General features: G+C 63.9%; 17 protein-coding genes and 2 pseudogenes. 5 read left to right on the top strand and 14 right to left on the bottom strand.

Annotation, left to right across the window (positions count from 1 at the left end; genetic code table 11):
• Positions 1–205 precede the first annotated feature (205 nt).
• The 7 genes from HNP02_RS30905 to HNP02_RS42285 form a co-directional block, all read right to left on the bottom strand.
• Positions 206–994, bottom strand: coding sequence for an aldehyde dehydrogenase family protein (locus HNP02_RS30905; protein WP_255507167.1), 789 nt, complete (start codon positions 992–994; stop codon positions 206–208).
• 51 nt (positions 995–1,045) lie between these two features.
• Positions 1,046–1,228, bottom strand: coding sequence for a hypothetical protein (locus tag HNP02_RS43060; RefSeq protein WP_184444460.1), 183 nt, complete (start codon positions 1,226–1,228; stop codon positions 1,046–1,048).
• Between the two features lie 70 nt (positions 1,229–1,298).
• Positions 1,299–1,703, bottom strand: coding sequence for a YciI family protein (locus HNP02_RS30895; RefSeq protein ID WP_309241749.1), 405 nt, complete (start codon positions 1,701–1,703; stop codon positions 1,299–1,301).
• 544 nt (positions 1,704–2,247) lie between these two features.
• Positions 2,248–3,048 carry an SDR family NAD(P)-dependent oxidoreductase gene (locus tag HNP02_RS30890; protein ID WP_184444459.1) on the bottom strand — a complete coding sequence of 267 codons (801 nt, stop codon included), beginning with the start codon at positions 3,046–3,048 and terminating at the stop codon, positions 2,248–2,250.
• Between the two features lie 130 nt (positions 3,049–3,178).
• Positions 3,179–4,180 (bottom strand): alpha/beta fold hydrolase, encoded by a 1,002-nt coding sequence (locus HNP02_RS30885; protein WP_184444458.1) that lies wholly within the window; start codon positions 4,178–4,180, stop codon positions 3,179–3,181.
• A 474-nt stretch (positions 4,181–4,654) separates the two neighbouring features.
• The gene (locus HNP02_RS30880; RefSeq protein ID WP_255507164.1) at positions 4,655–5,671 is read right to left on the bottom strand and encodes a helix-turn-helix transcriptional regulator; all 1,017 of its coding nucleotides are present in this window, start codon (positions 5,669–5,671) and stop codon (positions 4,655–4,657) included.
• Positions 5,672–6,103: 432 nt separating this feature from the next.
• On the bottom strand, positions 6,104–6,280 hold the full coding sequence (locus HNP02_RS42285) for a 2-oxo acid dehydrogenase subunit E2 (RefSeq protein WP_255507163.1): 177 nt from the start codon (positions 6,278–6,280) through the stop codon (positions 6,104–6,106).
• An 18-nt stretch (positions 6,281–6,298) separates the two neighbouring features.
• On the opposite strand from HNP02_RS42285, the gene HNP02_RS42280 reads away from it, so the two are divergent.
• Positions 6,299–6,661: a VOC family protein gene (locus HNP02_RS42280; RefSeq protein WP_309241762.1), complete on the top strand. Its 363-nt coding sequence runs from the start codon at positions 6,299–6,301 to the stop codon at positions 6,659–6,661.
• A 329-nt stretch (positions 6,662–6,990) separates the two neighbouring features.
• On the opposite strand, the gene HNP02_RS42275 is transcribed toward HNP02_RS42280, so the two are convergent.
• The 4 genes from HNP02_RS42275 to HNP02_RS30860 all read right to left on the bottom strand — a co-directional run bounded on the left by HNP02_RS42275 (position 6,991) and on the right by HNP02_RS30860 (position 11,582).
• A complete protein-coding gene (locus HNP02_RS42275; RefSeq protein WP_221318254.1) occupies positions 6,991–8,028 on the bottom strand; it encodes a hypothetical protein in 1,038 nt (345 codons plus the stop codon).
• A 371-nt stretch (positions 8,029–8,399) separates the two neighbouring features.
• Complete coding sequence (locus HNP02_RS30870) at positions 8,400–9,782, bottom strand: Xaa-Pro peptidase family protein (RefSeq protein WP_184444456.1); 1,383 nt, start codon at positions 9,780–9,782, stop codon at positions 8,400–8,402.
• Between the two features lie 132 nt (positions 9,783–9,914).
• Positions 9,915–10,529 carry a helix-turn-helix domain-containing protein gene (locus tag HNP02_RS30865; protein ID WP_221318253.1) on the bottom strand — a complete coding sequence of 205 codons (615 nt, stop codon included), beginning with the start codon at positions 10,527–10,529 and terminating at the stop codon, positions 9,915–9,917.
• Between the two features lie 135 nt (positions 10,530–10,664).
• Positions 10,665–11,582 carry a cupin domain-containing protein gene (locus HNP02_RS30860; RefSeq protein WP_184444455.1) on the bottom strand — a complete coding sequence of 306 codons (918 nt, stop codon included), beginning with the start codon at positions 11,580–11,582 and terminating at the stop codon, positions 10,665–10,667.
• 132 nt (positions 11,583–11,714) lie between these two features.
• Here HNP02_RS30860 and HNP02_RS30855 point away from each other — a divergent pair, with 132 nt between their 5' ends.
• The gene (locus HNP02_RS30855; protein WP_184444454.1) at positions 11,715–12,596 is read left to right on the top strand and encodes an NAD(P)-dependent oxidoreductase; all 882 of its coding nucleotides are present in this window, start codon (positions 11,715–11,717) and stop codon (positions 12,594–12,596) included.
• 36 nt (positions 12,597–12,632) lie between these two features.
• On the opposite strand, the gene HNP02_RS30850 is transcribed toward HNP02_RS30855, so the two are convergent.
• On the bottom strand, positions 12,633–13,217 hold the full coding sequence (locus HNP02_RS30850; protein WP_184444453.1) for a carboxymuconolactone decarboxylase family protein: 585 nt from the start codon (positions 13,215–13,217) through the stop codon (positions 12,633–12,635).
• A 39-nt stretch (positions 13,218–13,256) separates the two neighbouring features.
• The gene (locus HNP02_RS30845) at positions 13,257–13,649 is read right to left on the bottom strand and encodes a hypothetical protein (RefSeq protein WP_184444452.1); all 393 of its coding nucleotides are present in this window, start codon (positions 13,647–13,649) and stop codon (positions 13,257–13,259) included.
• Positions 13,650–13,903: 254 nt separating this feature from the next.
• Here HNP02_RS30845 and HNP02_RS30840 point away from each other — a divergent pair, with 254 nt between their 5' ends.
• Positions 13,904–14,566: a GntR family transcriptional regulator gene (locus tag HNP02_RS30840; protein WP_309241748.1), complete on the top strand. Its 663-nt coding sequence runs from the start codon at positions 13,904–13,906 to the stop codon at positions 14,564–14,566.
• A 159-nt stretch (positions 14,567–14,725) separates the two neighbouring features.
• Here the strand turns inward: HNP02_RS30840 and HNP02_RS30835 are convergent, their stop codons facing one another.
• A complete protein-coding gene (locus HNP02_RS30835; protein ID WP_184444450.1) occupies positions 14,726–15,562 on the bottom strand; it encodes an alpha/beta fold hydrolase in 837 nt (278 codons plus the stop codon).
• 691 nt (positions 15,563–16,253) lie between these two features.
• Here HNP02_RS30835 and HNP02_RS30830 point away from each other — a divergent pair.
• Together HNP02_RS30830 and HNP02_RS30825 are read left to right on the top strand one after the other, a co-directional pair.
• Positions 16,254–16,406, top strand: a pseudogene (locus HNP02_RS30830) (hypothetical protein); the annotation flags it as partial.
• Positions 16,407–16,461: 55 nt separating this feature from the next.
• A pseudogene (locus HNP02_RS30825) lies at positions 16,462–17,621 on the top strand (IS1380 family transposase); the annotation flags it as partial.
• Between the last annotated feature and the right edge of the window lie 91 nt (positions 17,622–17,712).

The raw sequence follows: 17,712 nt of genomic DNA, 5'->3' as shown, positions 1-17,712 counted from the left end.
CCGACGCTCTCGTCGAAGAGTATGAAACGGATCCGAGACATCGCCGCTCGACCCGTACTTCCGTACGGGAAGCTGCATCCGTCGCGGCCCGGTGAGTACATGTTGATGGACACGACCCCTTTGGATGTGTTCGCGATGGATCCGCATACGTTGCGGTGGGTCGGTGTGGAGCTGACGGTCGGGATGGACTGGTACTCCCCGTGTATCACCGGGCTACGTCTGACTCCGGTGTCGACGAAGGCGATCGATGCGGCATCGGTGCTGTATCAGTCGTTTCGGCCGATGCCGGCGGGTCGGGATTGGCCGGCCAATGCTGTTTGGCCACCGCACGGGGTACCGCGGTCGGTTCTGGTCGAACAGGAGGTGCTCGATCCTGCGAGTGTCTTCGCGGCGACGCCGGCGGTCGTTCCCGACACGGTGGTGATCGATCACGGGAAGATTTGCCGCCCAACTCCATCGCCGAGCTCACGACCGTGCGTGCCGCGTGTGCCAACAGAGTCCGACCCACTTCGGTCGACTCGGTGAACGACACCTTCCGCACACGCTCGTCGTCGAGCAGCCGCGACGCGAGCGCATCCGAGCGGCGTGTAGGCACCACGTTGACGACGCCAGCTGGTACGCCGGCATCGCTCATTAGTGCAGCTATCGCCAGTGCCGTCAGTGGCGTCTCAGATGCAGGTTTGAGAACGACCGAGCAGCCCGCCGCCAGTGCTGGTCCGATCTTGCGGGTGGCCATGGCGGCGGGAAAGTCCCACGGTGTGATCAGGAGCGTCACCCCAATCGGCTTGCGTAGCACCACTATCCGGTTCGCTCCGGACGGTGATTCACCGATCTCGCCGGATAGCCGTACCGCTTCCTCTGAATACCAGCGGAAGAACTCCGCAGCGTAGCGGACCTCAGCTCGGGCGTCCCTCTGCGCCTTCCCGTTCTCCAACACGGTCAACTGGGCAAGCGCTTCGGCGCGGCTCACCATCAGATCGAACGCTCGCCGCAGGACGTCGCTGCGTTGACGCGGACTCCGCGTGGCCCACTCGGCCAGGGCTGACTACGCCGCACCCACGGCCGCCGGGGCGGTGTCGACGTCCCCAGCGGCGATTTCGGTGATGACGTCTTCGGTCGCGGGGTCGACGACTGCGATCGTGTCGGGTCCGCTGAGCACCTCGCCGCTGACGATCGGGCCCCGGTGCACCGCCCCCAACTGCTGCTCGAGATCTCGCAGGTAGGTCATGAAGGTTTCTCCGCTCGCTGATGGTCCGGGGACACGTCCTTCTCGGCGCACTCGGGGGTTGACGCCCGGGTTATCTGACCCGGGGCTTGCTGGCCGCCGAGTAGTACACCTGGACCGTGTAGGTTCCCTCGTTCAACATCCACTCGCGAACCGTGAACGCCCGTGCCCCACTGCCGTGCATCGGATCGGCCCCGGCGAACTGGCGCGCTTCGTCGATGGATTCGGCGCGGTACATGAACAGGCCCTCGCCCAGCCACTCGGTCAGGTCGTCACTGGCGAGGGGTCCTGCGGCGAACATGATGCCGTCGCGCTCGAGTTTGGTCTGGTAGGCGATGTGCTCCTCGAGATTCTGTAGAACCGGCCCCAGCCCGTTCGTTGGCTTCGATGAGATGACATAGAGGCGCATCCCGAGAAGGTCATGCCTGTCCGCGAATTCGACCATCTCGGACCACTTCATCGTGTGTTCTGTTGTCACTGATTCCTCCGTTGTTCGTTCTCTTGTCATCGAGGTCTCCTCGCCGTGCGACCCGTACCTGGGACCCAGCCAAAGAGACTGCTCTTGAGTCGTTCGGCTGCCGCGATCTGGCCACCGAAGGCGACCCGGTGAGAGTCACACTATGTCCGTGCCGTGCCGTGCCCAAGCCAGTTTGCGAACGAGTTGGGCCAGTTCTCGAACGCACAGCCCGCCGTTGCATCGATGCGCGCCACCGCGAGTAGTGACTTTGCGACGCCATCTTCATCGATACTCCGCGTCAGCCGTGCGCTAAACCGGTTCTCTGCCGCGCCTGAGACTTAGCCTGCGCCGGCGGAGACATCCGCGCAGCCGACGCGATGCCGCCCGGTGCCCGTCCGCTCGACCGGCAGCGGATTCAGGCGGGCCTTCGTCTCCCAGGATGGAGATCGGGGCGCCCCACGCCAATGCCTGTGCAAGCGACGCCTGGATCGGTCTCGGCGTGTCTTCGTCTTTCATTGTGTACCAAAATTTTCCCGTTGACCGCGTCGCTAAGGCACGGCGCCGGTCAGATCACTGCTTTGCTGATGCCGCCGTCAACGTCCAGCACACTGCCGGTCAAGTAGGACGCCTGGTCCGACGCTAAAAATACGACGGCGCTGGCGATTTCGGACGGCTCCGCCCAGCGTCCGGTGCGGATACCCAGGCTCGCGGTCATACCGTCGCGGACCTCGGTCGCGGTCTTGTTCTGCTCCTTGCCGATCGTCTCGTGCTTCTCCAGCCAGCCCTCGGTGAGGGTCATGCCCGGAGAGATGGCGTTCACCAGCACGTTTCGGCTGGCGGTCTCGGTTGCGAGGTAATTGGTCAGGGCGAGAACAGCGGCATTGGTGATCGCGGTGACCCCGGCGTGGGGGATCAGCGTACGCGCGGTTACGCCAGCTATGTTGATGATGCGTCCAGAACCGTTGTCGCTCAGCAGCGGCAGGGCCGCCGAGGCGACCCGGTGATAGCCCAGCAGCTTCGCGTCGAGGTAGCCGGCCAGCACGTCGGTCGAGGTCTCCGACAGTGCCGACGGCGTCAACCGCGGTCCCGCCGAGTTGACGATGATGTCCAGTTGCCCACCCCAGGAATGGGCCTTCTCGACGGCGCTATGCACCGACTGCGTGTCGGTGACGTCGGCGGCCAGTACCAGCACCCGGTCAGCGCCGGGCGCTGGCAGCGTTGCCGCCGCTGCCGTGAGCGTCTCTTCGTCGCGTGCCAGCACCGCGACACGTGCGCCGCTCTCCTGCAGCGCTTTTGCCGCTGCGAAGCCGATGCCTCGCGTTGCGCCGGTTATGAGCGCTACACGGTCTTGCAGTTGATTCGTCATATCTGTTGGTGTCCTATCGATGTCAATTGAGTGGTCGGAATTCGGTGCTGACTGGGTGCCAGGATTCTGCGCGGATGGGTGGTGGTCAATGCATGTCGGGCGCTTTTCGGGAGCCTGAAGGTTAAACGGGCTACATCTCCAACAGCCTTCTGATCAATGCCGTGACCTCGGCAGGTCGTTCCATGGACCAGAAGTGCCCTGCTTCGATGTATTCGACGGCCACGCTTCGTGCATTGGGAATGTATTCGCGGGAGTCCTCGTAGAATTCGCGCGGCTGAGTCTTGCTGTCGTAGCCCTGCATGATCATCACCGGGCATGTCCAAGCGCCGAGCAGATCGCGCCGACGGCGAAGCCACTCCTGTCGGAACGATTGGGAGTTGAAGTAGCGCGGCACAGCGTGGTTCGTACCTGGGTAGGAGAACTCCTGAATCGTGCGGCGCATCTCATCGTCGAGAATCGCATGTTTCGCGATCCAGGTGTACAGCCAGACGACGAAGTACCGCGGATCTTCCATCATGCCGGTGTGCGGTGCATTCGCGAATATCGGACCTTGCGGGGCCAGGTCGGGATGGAAGTGATACAAGTGCTGCTCGCCGCGCCCGTAGCGCAAGACGCGATCGGGATGCTTGGCGACGATGAAATCTGCTTGAACGGTGCCGCGGTCATGGGTCACGACATTGAATTTGTCGACGCCGGCCAAGTCGAGAGCCCTGAGCAGCTGCTCGGCAGCCGCTTCGTGCCGGAAGTCACCGAATCCCTTGTCGGACTGCCCATATCCCTTGAGGTCGACGCCTATACATCGGTGTGTCGCCGAAAGGGCCGCCATTTGGTGGTGCCACTGATACCAGGAGTCTGGGATTCCGTGCAGGAACACGATGGGTTCCCCATCTCCGGCCTCTACGTAGTGAAATCGCACGGTCTCCTCGTCACCGGGGGCATCGACGAAGTGGTGCGTGAACGTCGCACCGTCCAACGTCTCGGTGTCACCGTCCTGGTCGAACGGTCGCGGTTGCACATCGGCGAAGTGGGCCACGCGGGGAGCGATCTTGGCTTCGTCGGGGAGGAAACCCTCCAAGACCTTCCTCGCTCTGGCGGGAATCTCGGAGTAGTCAAGTGCTGTGCTAGCCGTCACGCCTTGTTCCTTACGATGTCGGGTTGAAAGTGCGGTCCGGGTCGCCGTGCCGGACGGGTCGGACTGCCTGTTGAACCAGCGCAATTCAAGCGGGTCGTCTCGTCGCGGCACATGGCGTCGCGATGTCGTGTCGACGTGTGGTGACGCCTTCGGCGTCAATGTCACGGTGACGGCCCGCAGTCGGCCGGCCCTTTTCTCGCTTCTTCTAGTTGTTGTCGGATTCAGACTCTAGGACGGCAACGACGGCACTTCGATCCACGAGCCGAAACACTGAGGTCCAAATTGCGAAAATTCCGTGGATTCCAAGACGGCGCATGCGTGCCGGCCAGGTACCGAGAGTGCCCGGCACCGGTGCTGAGCCAGGGACGTCGCGATGCGCGGGCTACGCAGACGTGAACGGCCGTTACGCCGGCCATCCATGCATGCGAAGGCCCGGCCGTATGTACGCGGCACTCTCTGTGGGAGCGGCGAACGTTAGCAGGCGCGAAGGGTCTGCGACGGTGCGGTGCCGTACGAACGCCGGTAGAGCGCCGCGAAGCGGCCGGTGTGGTTGAAGCCACAACGCAATGCCACGTCGGTGACCGTGGTTCCGTCGCTGGGGCAGGCGCGGCGCAGCTGCTGGTGCGCCTGCTGCAGGCGGAACTTCTGAATGTATTCGTGCGGTGTGCATCCCAGTTCTTTGCGGAAACCCAACTCAAGCGAGCGCACCGAAACCCCGACACCGGTGGCGATTTCGGTGACGGTTTTCTGCGCGTAGGAATCAGAGACGACGAGTTCGATGGCTTGTCTGACCGCTCGACTCGATATCGGGTGCGTGCTACGTAGCAGTTGATCCGACCGACTGTGTCGCATCGCGAGAAGGAACGTCGATATGACCTGCTCACGCAAGGTGTGAGCGACGCGGGAGGGAACGAGGGTGGGCGAACTGTACTGATCGACGACGTGGACGAGTAGGCCGCTGAGGCCGTACAATGTCTCGGCTAGCCAGCCGTTCTTGGCGACCACGCCGTCGAAGGACAGGCCTTCGGCGTCGACCTCTGGCGCAATCCCGCGTAGTCCGCCGGTCAGCGCTGCGATCTCTGCGGTCAATATCAACACCGAGAACGGGCTGCGGTAGTGGAACTCGACCCGTCGGCCGGCGGGCGCGACAACGCATGTGCCGCGCGGGACATCGACTATGTCACCGTCGTCGAAGGAGACACCCATGTCTGCTGAGATGGGCAACACCACAGCGACGTAGGACCGATGCGGCAGACAGCGAATGCTCAATGGGCTGCGATAGTCCATGTAGTACAGCGACGTGTCCTTGAGGTCCGCCCAGCGCAGTTGTGCGCCGAACCCTGCCCGATCACCGCGCAGATCAAGTTGATGCGGCGCGAGAACTTTGGTGGCCTCGTGAACGGCCTCATCGGGGTCGGTGGTCGAGAATTGCGGGCAAGCCTGCAGTGGGGTACGAGGAGACGTGGTCTCGCTGCGGTTTGCCGGCAACATTGTCCGCACGTGCACTCCGTTCCCTCGGTGGTGGGCATCGCCGCGTGGGGCGCTGTCCACCGCAATCGCATCAGGCGTGTTCCTCGCCTTCGCGGCCCGAGACGCTCGCCGTGTTTACTCTGACGCCGCGATGTCTGCGTTAGGCCACGCAGTTTACGCCTGCAACGCATACGGTCCTTCGCGGGCCGCTGGTCAAGGGGTCGAGCGTTCCCAGCTCGAGGAGATGACGGCAGCTCCGAAATGCACCTACGGGTAGTGGGTGATGGAGCCGCCGGAGCACGAAAGGCGCTGCCAGGACCGAAATCGCTTCTCGAACAACGGGTCAGCACCCGCCATCCCCATCACGTCACGGTCATGTTCGCACCGCACCTAGGTCAGCGAAGCGGGCTGGCGGCGCCTGCGCTCGTGTTGAATCGTCGGCGGCACCTTCGCTTAGAGCACTGTTTGCAGTGGATTTTCGATGGTATGGATGAACGCGCGCATCCACTCGGCGGCGGTCGAGCCGTCGATGGGGCGGTGGTCTACCCACAGCGTCACACGCATCAGCGTCGCCACCGCGAGGGCGCCGTCGGTCACGACCGGTTTGCTGCGCGCCGTCCCGACCGCCAGAATTGCCGCCTAAGGAGGATTGATGATCGCCGAGAATTCCTCGGTGCCATACATGGACTTCGCCGCCTCGACCACATCGGAATTACCGTGCCTGATCTCGAGCAGGCGACCAGGTTCTTCCTCGATGTACTTGGGTGCCAGTACATGTACACCCTTGGCCCCTTTCGCGACGACACCGGCGACTGGATGCGCGCACACCTCAATGTCGACCCACGCGCGGTGATGAACCGGTTGCACTTCTTCCGCTTTGGCGGTGCCGCCGTATTCGAAGTGTTCGAATACTCGTCGCCGGACCAGCGCGGCCTACCCCCACGCAACAGCGATGTCGGCGGCCATCACATCGCGCTCTACGTCGACGACCTCGACACCGCGGTGGCCTAACCTTCGCGCGCGGCGTGCGGGTGCTCGGTGAGCCCACGGCAAGTAGGGGTCCCAGCGAAGGGCCAGCGACGGGTGTACTTCCTCGCGCCGTGGGGCATACGATTCGAACTCGTGCCCTATCCCGGCGGTAAGGCCTTCGACCGACAGAGCCCCCGACGGGTCCGTAGTCGATTCGGGCCGGGTACGGTGACCTCGGCGTGCCCGGGGCCTCACGGCGCGGTGAAGACCGCGGTCCGCGTCAAATGTCCTTCACGCGCCGGTGCGAGGAAGAACTCCAGCTGTCGAGATTTCTGCAGACCGGCTGATGTCACGCCATGGACAGACGCGGATCATCGGGCAGTGCAAAGCGTCCGGCTGGACTGCATGATCCGCCGGGCAACATCGCGTTCCCGCCGGCCCAGCCCGCATGGTGCTGCGATGTCGACGCGTCGGCCTGCGGCGGATTCGACGAGCCTCAGCACTAGCCGTAGTTGCCCATCCGACAGCCCCTCGTGCACGAACCCGGCAACGACACGTGTGGTAGTCGGCACTCGTAGCCTCGCCAGTGGCGCATAGTAGGCGGGATCCAGTGTCGGCGGTTCGTCGCCAGCGGCTAACGGAAGGTGCAAGTACTGCAGGGATACTCCCGAAGGCCAGCGCGCTACGACGGCGTTGGCGAGGGCGACGGCCGCCGAGCAGTCGCGAAGTCCGCGTACCATCGCTTGATTGCCAAGGTCGCCAAAGCATAGGTGAACACCGAACTGAGTTGTCGGCTGGCTCATTCGGGGCAGTTCGACGAATATCCTTGCCGCCCAGGCCGCCATGATGCGACGCAGTACTCTCGGTGCTTGGGCGACCATGACCAGTTCGGCTGGCGCCTCGATCTGAAAGAGCACGTCACCGTCTGATGCTGTGGAGATGGTGTCGATCTCACGCGCAACAGCGGTGTTGAACGTCCCACGATGCCGAAGCGCTCCTGGTAGGCCCAGAGCGAATAGCGCTAGATCGAATCCGGACGCGACGCCCACTTGATGGGCGACGTCGGTGACGCCATGTTTACGCGTCACCGCTTCGACGACCATTCTGCTTTCGCGATAGGCGTCTGAGTAGCCGAGTTCCAGTGACGCGGGGTCGATTCCGAGCCCTCGCCGCACCTTGTACTTCGGTCGATCGTCGTAGCTGGACCAGGCGCCGTCCTTCTTCAAGACGACCGCGGGGTTCGTCCGTAAGCCCTCCACAATCGAGACCACCCACTGGCTGCGCGAGCCGGTCTCGCCATCAGGCACGGCCAGCAGCGTCGAGCCAAGTTCGCCCATCGCCAGTTCGACGGCCTGCTCGGTATCGTCGCCGGGAATGCTACCCACGAGCAGCGTCTTTCGGTCGGCCATGTCTCGCTCCTCTCTCTATGGTCCTGATTGATATGCGTTCGCGTTCAGGGCATTGGGGTACCTCCGGGATGGCCACCCGACCACGGAGAGCGTCCGGCGGTGGCCGAATCCGTTCGACGCCCTCAGGATTGACTCATCGCGTCATTAGATTTCCCCAAGTACTTAACGGTTCAACCCGGTGTTGCATTGCTATGAGGTTGGTCACCGGGGGATTCGGCGCCCGTGGAGCGAGAAACACCTACACTGAATTGCTCGGCGGTGCAGTGTAACTGAGCCGGAGCAACCCGACGACGCGCCGGTTCCTGAGAGCGCAACGCAAGGTGGGCGGGTTAGCCGGGCAGTTTCTGCCTAGACGCCACCCCACCCGACAATCAGCCGGTCCCGATCATTGACGCCACGCCGGTGTTCAGGTGAGACTGCGAGTCGCGTTTGGTGGGCAGCGGCCCCGACACGGTGAAGTAACGCCGTCCGGCCACCAGGAGCTCCTCGGCGGGGAACTTGGTGATCACCTCACAGCCGTCCGCGGTCACGACCAGCTCCTCCTCGATCCGCGCGGCACCCCATCCGTCGCTGGACGGCCAGTACGTCTCGAGCGCGAAGACCATTCCCTCCTCGATGACCTCCGGGTGCTCAAGGGAGACCAGCTTGGAGAACACCGGCTTCTCCCAAATGGACAAGCCGACTCCGTGGCCGTACTGCAGCGCAAACGCTGCCTCTTCGTCGGGAAAGCCGAACTCCTGGGCGGAGGGCCAAACCGCGACGATGTCAGCGGTGGTGGCTCCGGGTCGGACGAGGCTGATCGCTTCGTCCATGTACTCCCGACAGCGGGTGTAGGCATCGTGTTGGGCCGCGGATGCGCTGCCGACGGCGAACGTGCGGTAGTAGCAGGTGCGATACCCGTTGTAACTGTGCAGGATGTCGAAGAACGCGGGATCTCCCGGGCGCACGATGCGGTCGGAGAAGACATGCGGGTGTGGCGCGCAGCGTTCTCCGGAGATCGCGTTGACTCCTTCGACGAACTCCGAACCCAGGTCATACAGCGTCTTGGCGACGACGCCCACGCACTCGTTCTCCCGCACGCCCGGGCGTAGGAACTGGTAGAGGTTCTCGTATGCGGCGTCGACCATCGAGCACGCATGTGTCAGCAGCTTGATCTCGTCGTGCGTCTTTATGCGACGGGCATCTAGGAACACCTGCTGACCGTCGACCACGCTGATTCCGGCGGCCTGCAATGCCGCCAGGACGGGCATCTCGATCACGTCGACGCCGAGCGGTTCACCCAGCAGGCCATACAGTTCGAGCTCACGCTTGATCTTGGCAGCCACGTTCTCCGCCATCCCGACCAGCGGGTTGATCGCGCCACGCAGCGTCGAGATTCCGGCGCGGGCACCGCTGGGGTTGCGGGCATCGGCACCGTGGTGCGCGGCATGCGGATCGCCGTCGGGGTGCGCGTTGGAGTAGTCGAGCCACGGGTTGTAGAGCTGATGGTGCTTGGCGGCCGAGCCAAAGTCCCACACGATGGGGTCGCCGCCGCGGACCAGCAGCGCGAACCTGATCATCTTGTCGACCGCCCACGTCCCGATGTGGGTCGACGTCATGTAGCGGATGTTGGCGAAATCGAATGTCAATATGGCGCCCAGGTCCGAGCGCTCGAGAGACGCTCGCAGCCGGTCGAGTCGCTCCGTGCGCAGCCGGTCCATGTCGACTCGTGTCTCCCAGTCGACCGCATTGGGCCCATAGGTGGGAATCGCCATCGTTACGTCCTTTCGCCCGACGTCGGTAGCCGGAGGGTGTTAATTGATACTTAACACCCATGGTGTTGGGCCCGTCAAGCCGTCTGGCGGTCGACGCCGGGTTTCCGTCGTCGTCGTCGCGGCGGGGCCCAGCTACGGCAGTTGCGGCGTCGGCGTCGGGAGCGGAGCGATCAGTGAATTCCTGCCGACCACGTGCCACAACCCGCGGGCGGGTTCGGCGTCTTGGTTGACATAGGAGTGCGGCTCGGCGGAATCGAAACTGATAGACGAGCCTGGCTCGAGAACGAACGTCTCGAACCCGAGGTGAACCGTTAGACGGCCAGACAACAAGTAGGCATACTCACGACCGGCGTGGCACATCAGGCCACCGCCCGATGACGAGCTACTGCCCGGCGGATAGGTGACGAGCAGCGCGTCGACCAGGGGGTCTGGGCTAGCAGTCAGTCGCTCCCAGGTAACACCGGTGTCCATGACGAGGACCGCGCGGTCCGCCGCTGCGACGACCGGCCGCAGCGGGGGTTCGCCGGTGGGCCCGCGACTGCCATTGCTACCCGACAACAGCTCATCCAGCGATATCGACAGAGCCGACACCAGCGAATACAGGGTTGCTACCGACGGCTGCGCACGCCCATTTTCGATCTGCGAAAGCATGCTCGCAGAGATGCCCACCCGGCGGCCTAGCTCCCGCAGACTCACATTGGCGGCGACTCGGGCAGCGCGCAACCGTGCCCGTGCCTCATTCTCCACGCCCCTTGGCCCCCTCTTTCCGTCGGACCGCCAGCGTGTCCGGTGAATCGGTTCGATGCTTGCGAATCTCTGCTGTTCAGCATAACTGAACGGCAGAAATCCGGAGCGCAACGAGACCGACGTCGATGGATCGACTCAACCGAGGTTGGTCTGGCCGGTCCAGTCGTTGTGGAACACGAACGCGTTGCTGGCCGGTGGAAGGGGTGACTGCACCTCGATCCAGCACAGACGCTCACCGCCCAGCGGTGCGAAGCCGTGTGAGGCGCCGACCGGCGCGAAGATGAGGTCGCCGGCGGCGGCGAGCTGGTTTTCCCCGTCACAGAAGCTCTGCGTTCCGCCCGACAGCAGGTAGTAGGCCTCCTCGAACGGATGGAAGTGCTCGTTGGCGGTCTTGTTCACCGCCGTGGAAGCGGGCGTGAACTGCACGATGAACATGGCGTGGTGGCGGGCACCGAGCAGCTCGTCGACCATCATGCGGATCTGCACGTTCTGCACGTTGGCACCGTGGTAGCCCGGCATCGAGATCGATCCGGGTGGTGCCATGTCCGACTGTTCGAAGTGGCCGACGTAGGGCTTTGCCGGATCGAGCTCGTCGACGGGTTCGCCGTGGGTCGGCGGTGCTGTTTCGGCTGCCTCAAACACACCCCATTGCCCCTTGCCTCCGATCGGGCGCGGTTGCGGGGCGTGCACGCGCAATAGCCGGGCGCGCTGGTCGGACGGGTTCCTCCAGGCGTGGCCGGTGCCGTGCGGGATCAACCCGAAGTCGTTGGGGCGTAGCGCATAACGTTTGTCGGCGATCGCCACCAGGGGATTGCCCTCCAAGACGAAGAACGACTCTTCGAACGGGTGGCGGTGGCCCGAGACCTGGGCGTCGGGAGTGAGGTCGACCAGCGCGATCGACGTATTCTCCGCGCCGTGTTCGGGGGTCAGGATCGGCGCTACGGCCGCGCCGTGACCCGGCTCGCTCGGATGCTGGAGGAATTGGTGGCCGGCGCTGCGATGAACCACGTCAAGGCGTCGCGGGACATGTGGCAGGTGCAGGGAATGCGTCATGGTTCCAGCTTGACGCATCTACCCCCTGTTAATCAATACTGAACACCAAGGCCTCGCACGATCGGCGCGTGTCGGTCACGCACCCGCCAGTCGTCCGGCACAGGGCGCGAATTTGCAATGAAGGGTGAGTCGGTGAAAGTAAGCGTGCTTGGGCTCGGCCAGATGGGATCAGCAATTGCTGGACGCCTCGTCGATGCTGGTCACACGGTGGGCGTGTGGAACAGGACGAAGGGAAGGGCCGCCGAGCTGACCGGGAGAGGGGCCGTCGAATTCGACGCCCCGCAGGACGCCTGGACATCGGAGGTGTGCATCACCATGCTCGCCGACTCCGCGGCCCTGACCGGCCTGATACTGGCGCCGTGCGGGCTTGTCGAAAACTCAAGTGCTCGGGGCAAGTTCCTCATCGACATGAGCACCGTGTCGCCGGAGTCTTCCAGCGAGGTCGCGCGCGTCGCGACAAGCCGCGGCATCAGATACCTGCGAGCGCCCGTCAGCGGCAATCCCGGCGTCGTGCGAGCAGGAGATCTGACCGTGGTGGTCTCGGGTGCGGCTGACGATTACGCGGCAATGGAGGCGCTGCTGCGCGACATCGGCCCGCACGTCCATTACGCCGGAGCCGGTGAAGCGGCCCGCATCGTCAAACTCGGGCTGAACCTGATGGTCGCCGGCACCGCCGAACTGCTCGCGGAGTCGGTCGCGCTGGCTGAAGCCCACGGCGTCGATCGAAGCTCGTTTCTGGAGATCGTGGCTGCATCAGCGGTGGGCTCACCGTTGGTCAAGTACAAGGTTGGACCGCTGTTGGCCGACGACTACACCTCGACGTTCAGCACCCGGCTGATGCGCAAGGACGTCGACCTCATCCTGGCGACGGCGGCCGCCGGCGGGGTGCCGCTGCCAGTGACCGGGCTGGTGCAGCAACTGCTTCAGGCCTGCGTCTCCACCGGTTTGGGCGACCTGGACTTCACGTCGTTGCTCATCCGTCTGCAGCGCGAAGCCGGTCAGAAGACCGACTGATTGGGTCCGGCGGTCCCACCGGCACGGATGGAGCGGTCAGAGGAGCTCGTCCACCCCTGCCGGTGGCACGGGCATGTCTAGCTCGAAGGCCATCACCCGGTGGAACCGCGACAGGGCATTCCATAGGCTGATGCCCATCGTGAGCTCGACCAGTTCGCCTGGTCCGAACGACGTCCGGGCCACCTCCAGGATGGGCGCCGAGACACCGGTGGCGCTCTGATCGTAGGTCGTGACGGGGATCGTGGCCGTCATCTCGCCGGCGAGCTCCAACGCGATTCGCTCGCGCGCGGTGAAGCGAGCGAAGTCGCCCCGTGCCAGCGCCGTGAGCTCATCGGCGGTCACCCCGTTCGCCTGTGCCGACTTGCACCGGTGGCTAGTCGTGTAGCGGCAGTGATTGAGGACCGCGACACGGACCGCGGCCAGGTCCTTGATCCGGACGTCCAATTCGCCAGGCCCGTTGAGCTGACGCAGGAACGGCAAGTAGGCGGCGAACAGTCCGGGACTGTTGCCGATCGCCGCCCAGGTGTTCAACACCATTCCGTACGCTTTCTCGCCAAGTGCAAGGGCGTGGTGGTCGGCCTCGGAGAATTCCTTGCTCTCGAGGAGCGGTACCAGTGTCATGTGATTACCCTTCAACCGATCGAAACGTGTGGATGGTGCTCAATGGCTCGTGCTGCCGTCAGGCCCGGCCGACGTCCCCGGAACTGGCGACGGGCTGCCGTGGCGCAGTCCAATGGCGATCCCCATCGTGGCGTTGAGCCAAGGAACCACGAAGGTCAGCGCGATCTGAATGGCCAACATCGTGGTGAACGGCCCATTGCGCACGCTTGCGTACAGATTGACCATGAAGAGCGTGACTCCCACGATCGCGGCGGCAGGGATGGTCCGGTAAAGCGACCGACGGCGCAGTGCACCCAATAGCGCGTGACGCCACCCCGTCGGGGGCGCGACGGCCTGCGCCGGCCCGGCGTGACGGCTCACCTGGCGCCCTCCCGGAGGCAACGACGTCCCGCATGAGGCGCCCAGGCAGCTGACGGTTTCAAGGTCGCCCACGGGATACTCCTGACTGACGGATGCGATCCAACCGTCCCAGAAATGGATCCATATTTCAACTGTTCCCGACCTGAGGGCACACATCGGCGCCATCCTGGATCCATTATTGCTGCGGGATGTTTTCCGCGCCCGAAGGTCAGGCGGTCGTCCTGCAGCAGCGGCTCCGACAACCTAGAGGGCCGGGGGTTTTCTACACTGCGATGAACAGGCCGCGGGGATCGGCGCCCAACCCCGATGACGAGGGACGACGAATCGTGAACCAGTCGCCGACCAATGAGCCATCCACCAGCGAGCGCATAGCGGCCTACCTGCGGGAAGCCATCCTCAGCGGTGAGATGCCTCCCGGCAGCCGAATCCGTCAGGAAGAAATCGCCGAGCGCCTGGGCACCAGTCGGCTGCCCGTGCGCGAAGCCTTGCGAATGCTCGAGGTGGAGGGACTCACACAGCTCGAAGTGAACAAGAGTGCCCGCGTTCCCCTGTGGGACCGTGACGAACTGGAGGTGATCTACCAGATGCGCGAGCGGATCGAGCCGCTTGCCCTCCGGCTGAGCCTTCCCCAGCTGAGCACCGAGCACGAGTCAGAACTGCACCGCATCCAGGATCTGCTCGAAGACGATGCCGACGTCGGACAGTTCCTCGAACTCGATCGGCGTTTCCATCTGCTCACCTATGCCGGCTGCCCGGATGGCGAACTCTTGACGTCGGTGACGCGGCTGTGGAACTCGACACAGCATTTCCGGCGCGCCTTCATGACGAAGAACGGTGCGCAGCGACGCTGGATCGCCAACGCCGAACATCGGCTGCTGCTCGACGCGATCGCGCGACGCGACAGCGTCGATTGCGAGCGGTTCCTCAGTGGGCACATCCGACGCACCCGTGTCGCACTCGCCGAGCATCCCGAGATCTTTCACCGCTGACATCGGTTGGGAACGAAGCCTTTTCGCGATCAGCCGCCCGTACTAGTCAGTTTGCCTCGAATCGCACGCCGAAGGCGATCCCCGTGACTCGATCAAGGACAGGTTACCCCGATGTCATCGTCAACTATGAGATTCCGACACGGAGGTAGCCAATGCGCATCAGCCCCGTGCAGGACGCGTCGTGCGGTTCCACCAGTCAATCACTAGTGACGCGTAGGTGCGAGGCCGTTCTTCCCAGCAGAAGTGGCCGGCGGCGACGATGAAGTCAACGCTGCTGTTCGGCAGTCGCTGGCCCAAGTAGTTGGCGTTTGCTGCGGGCACGACCTCGTCCGCACTGCCCTGCACGATGCGGACCGGCGTTTGGATTCCGGTCAACAGCTCGCCCAGCACCGGGAGTTGTTCGGGATAGGCCTGGACATAGGCCATACTGTCGGCGAACTTGTCTCCCTGGTACGAGTTCACGTAGTCCTGGTAAATGGCATCGGATGGCGTGTACCCCTTGATGGAGCTCAACAGGATCTCGATGATCTTGCGTCCGCCGATCTGACGGTAGGGCTCCAAGTCCGTGGCCTCGACCCAGTCCTTGAGCGGCCCAGTCAACGACAGCGGTACCGCAGCTCCGCCGGATCCGATGACGAGACTTGCGAGTCGGTCGGGATGAGCCGCGGCGGCGAACAGCGAGGCCGATGTACCGATGTCTGGTGCGACGACGTGTGGTTTGTCCAGGCCGAATGCATCGGCGACGCGGACAACGAACTCGCCCATGGCTTTCGGGTTCATCAACGCTTCGCTCCGCTCTGAACCACCGAAGCCCGGTAGGTCCACGGCGATCAAACGGGTGTGCTCGCCCAGCAGGGCCCAGACCTGGTCGAATGCGAACAGGCTTTCTGGCCACGGGCTGAGCAGGAGGGCGTCGCGCAGCCCTGCCCCGCCCTCTGCGAAGCGGATTGACAGCCCGCCGACAATCGTCGACTTCGGTTGTATCGCTTCGCCCATCGGCTTCTCCTCGTATACGACTGGTGGTCCTTCCAGGACTGGAAACGCCGAGCCCCGTGCCGGGAATTCCGTCTCAGGCTGGCCCTATTTAGCCTGGGCTTGCGGGGAACAGCCTGGGGATGGCCAACGAAGTCGGTCTAGGCCCTGGATCACTCGGGCTTTCGGTATGGCCCGCGTCGCGTCGACGCCTGCTCGGAGTCGCCTTCAGGCTCAGCGCTGCGCAACTCGGCAATGGAGGCCGAAACGGGGGGCAGTGCTCCCGGTAGGACCGCGGCCTGGTTCGGATCTGCCATGGCGGACAACGAGGATCGTACGAGGTCAGACCCCGCCGGGACGCCACTTGCCTTATCCAGGACGACATTTCATGCCTGGCACGACGGCTGCGGTCACACCTCGCAGCGGTGACGGGAGTTTGTTACGGTGCTGAATCTGACGGTGGCCGGATGTGGCTCCGTCCTCGGTGGGACGGCGACTGCCGTTGAGGTCGTGGTCAGCACCAATGTCCGGGGCGATATTGCGAAACGGATTGGCGGCGAACAAGCCATTGTTCAAACGCCATCCTGTCAGACCCCACCGCGGATCCCCACGGGTACGAATCGGACGTGAAGACTGCTGCTGCACTGAGCAAGTCGGAGATCGCGATCGAAAATGGGTTGGGTTACCATCACGTGATGGACAAACTGCCGCCCCGATCGCCGTAAATGCCATGGGACTACTCATTGGCGCCAGCGGATTCCTCTCTGGGGTCATCGCAGCCATCTTGCACAACGCGTCATCGGTGGCCGTCGCTGCCAATAGCTCTTGGCTGACCCGTTACCAGCTGGAGGTCGGCTCGGGGACGTGAGATCTTCTGCGACGTCGCCTGGAACCGCGAACCCCGACACGTGCGATGGCCGCGGCGTGAGCTCACCTTCGGACACGTCCGCCAACTCGACGCCGTCGCCTCACGCCTGCTCGGCGACCTGGCCGCGCGGACACTCGTGCTCGCCGGCATCGACTCCGAACGAGTCCTGGTCGACATCGACGATTCGATCATCGAAGTCCGCGGCCACGACAAACAAGGCTCGAGCTACGGCTACTCCGGAGTTCGCGGGCTGAATGCGTTGATCACCACCGTCAGCACCGCCACGAGCGCCCCGGTGATCGTGGGACAACGCCTCCGGAAAGGGTCCTGCGGATCCTCGCGAGGAGCCGCCCGGATGATCGCCGACACCCTGACCACCGTCGGTCGTCTGCGCACCGCATCCACCGGGTCATCGGCCGCGTCCAGAATCGAAACTGGCAACGACGATGCGCCGCGGACCGTGTCCAAACCCCTGCTACGAGCCGATTCCGCGTTCTTCGGATATCCCACGATCGGCGCCGCGATCACCGGTGGAGCCGACGTGTCGGTCACGACCGGGTTGAACACGGTGATCAGAGCAGCGATCTCGGCCATCGCGGGCGATGCCTGGACCCCGATCGAATACACCAACGCGATCTACGACGAAGAATCGCAGCGGTGGACCTCGACCGCCGAGGTCGCCGAAATCTCGTTCACCGCGTTCGCCTCCCAGACCAAGACCCATCACGTTCCCGGCCGGTTGATCGTGCGCCGCATCCCCGACCTGCGACCCAACAAGGACCAAGGGCAACGTCAACTGTTCGACGTCTGGCGATTCCACGCGTTCTTCACCACCACCGCAGCGACCGATCTGGGCACCGTCGCCGCGGACAAGCTGCATCGTCACCACGCGATCATCGAACAAGTGCACGCGGATCTGAAGAACTCCGGTCTCGCGCACGTACCATCCGGAAAATTCTGCGCGAACGCCGCCTGGCTGGTCTGCGCAGTCATGGCATTCAACCTGACCCGCGCCGCAGCGACTCTGACCGCCGACCCGAAGTTGGTGAGAGCGACCACCGCAACCATCCGAGACCCATCGTCTCCGTCCCGGCCAGGGTCGCATCCTCAGCCCGGAAACTGACACTGCACCTCCCCACGAACTGGCAGTGGGAGACATCGTGGATGACATTGTTCGAGAAGACATTCCACCCGAAACGACCGATGTTCGTCTAATGGGAGTCGATCAGCGTGTCCTTGACGGGGATCTTGGTTCTCGAGCGGGAGGCTGATTACCGAGCCGCCGGCCGGTGAGCACTGTCGTCGC

Origin of the sequence: Mycobacterium sp. AZCC_0083, from assembly GCF_014202335.1 — a bacterium.
Taxonomy (GTDB): Bacteria; Actinomycetota; Actinomycetes; order Mycobacteriales; family Mycobacteriaceae; genus Mycobacterium.
This window is presented reverse-complemented; position numbering and strand designations above follow the sequence as displayed.

Excerpts from the sequence above, each read along its gene's own strand:
- HNP02_RS30880 (WP_255507164.1), bottom strand. The coding sequence starts at position 5,671 with ATGTTGCCGGCAAACCGCAGCGAGACCACGTCTCCTCGTACCCCACTG.
- HNP02_RS30860 (WP_184444455.1), bottom strand. The coding sequence starts at position 11,582 with ATGACGCATTCCCTGCACCTGCCACATGTCCCGCGACGCCTTGACGTG.
- HNP02_RS30890 (WP_184444459.1), bottom strand. The coding sequence starts at position 3,048 with ATGACGAATCAACTGCAAGACCGTGTAGCGCTCATAACCGGCGCAACG.
- HNP02_RS42275 (WP_221318254.1), bottom strand. The coding sequence starts at position 8,028 with ATGGCCGACCGAAAGACGCTGCTCGTGGGTAGCATTCCCGGCGACGAT.
- HNP02_RS30870 (WP_184444456.1), bottom strand. The coding sequence starts at position 9,782 with ATGGCGATTCCCACCTATGGGCCCAATGCGGTCGACTGGGAGACACGA.
- HNP02_RS30835 (WP_184444450.1), bottom strand. The coding sequence starts at position 15,562 with ATGGGCGAAGCGATACAACCGAAGTCGACGATTGTCGGCGGGCTGTCA.
- HNP02_RS43060 (WP_184444460.1), bottom strand. The coding sequence starts at position 1,228 with ATGACCTACCTGCGAGATCTCGAGCAGCAGTTGGGGGCGGTGCACCGG.
- HNP02_RS30850 (WP_184444453.1), bottom strand. The coding sequence starts at position 13,217 with ATGACACTGGTACCGCTCCTCGAGAGCAAGGAATTCTCCGAGGCCGAC.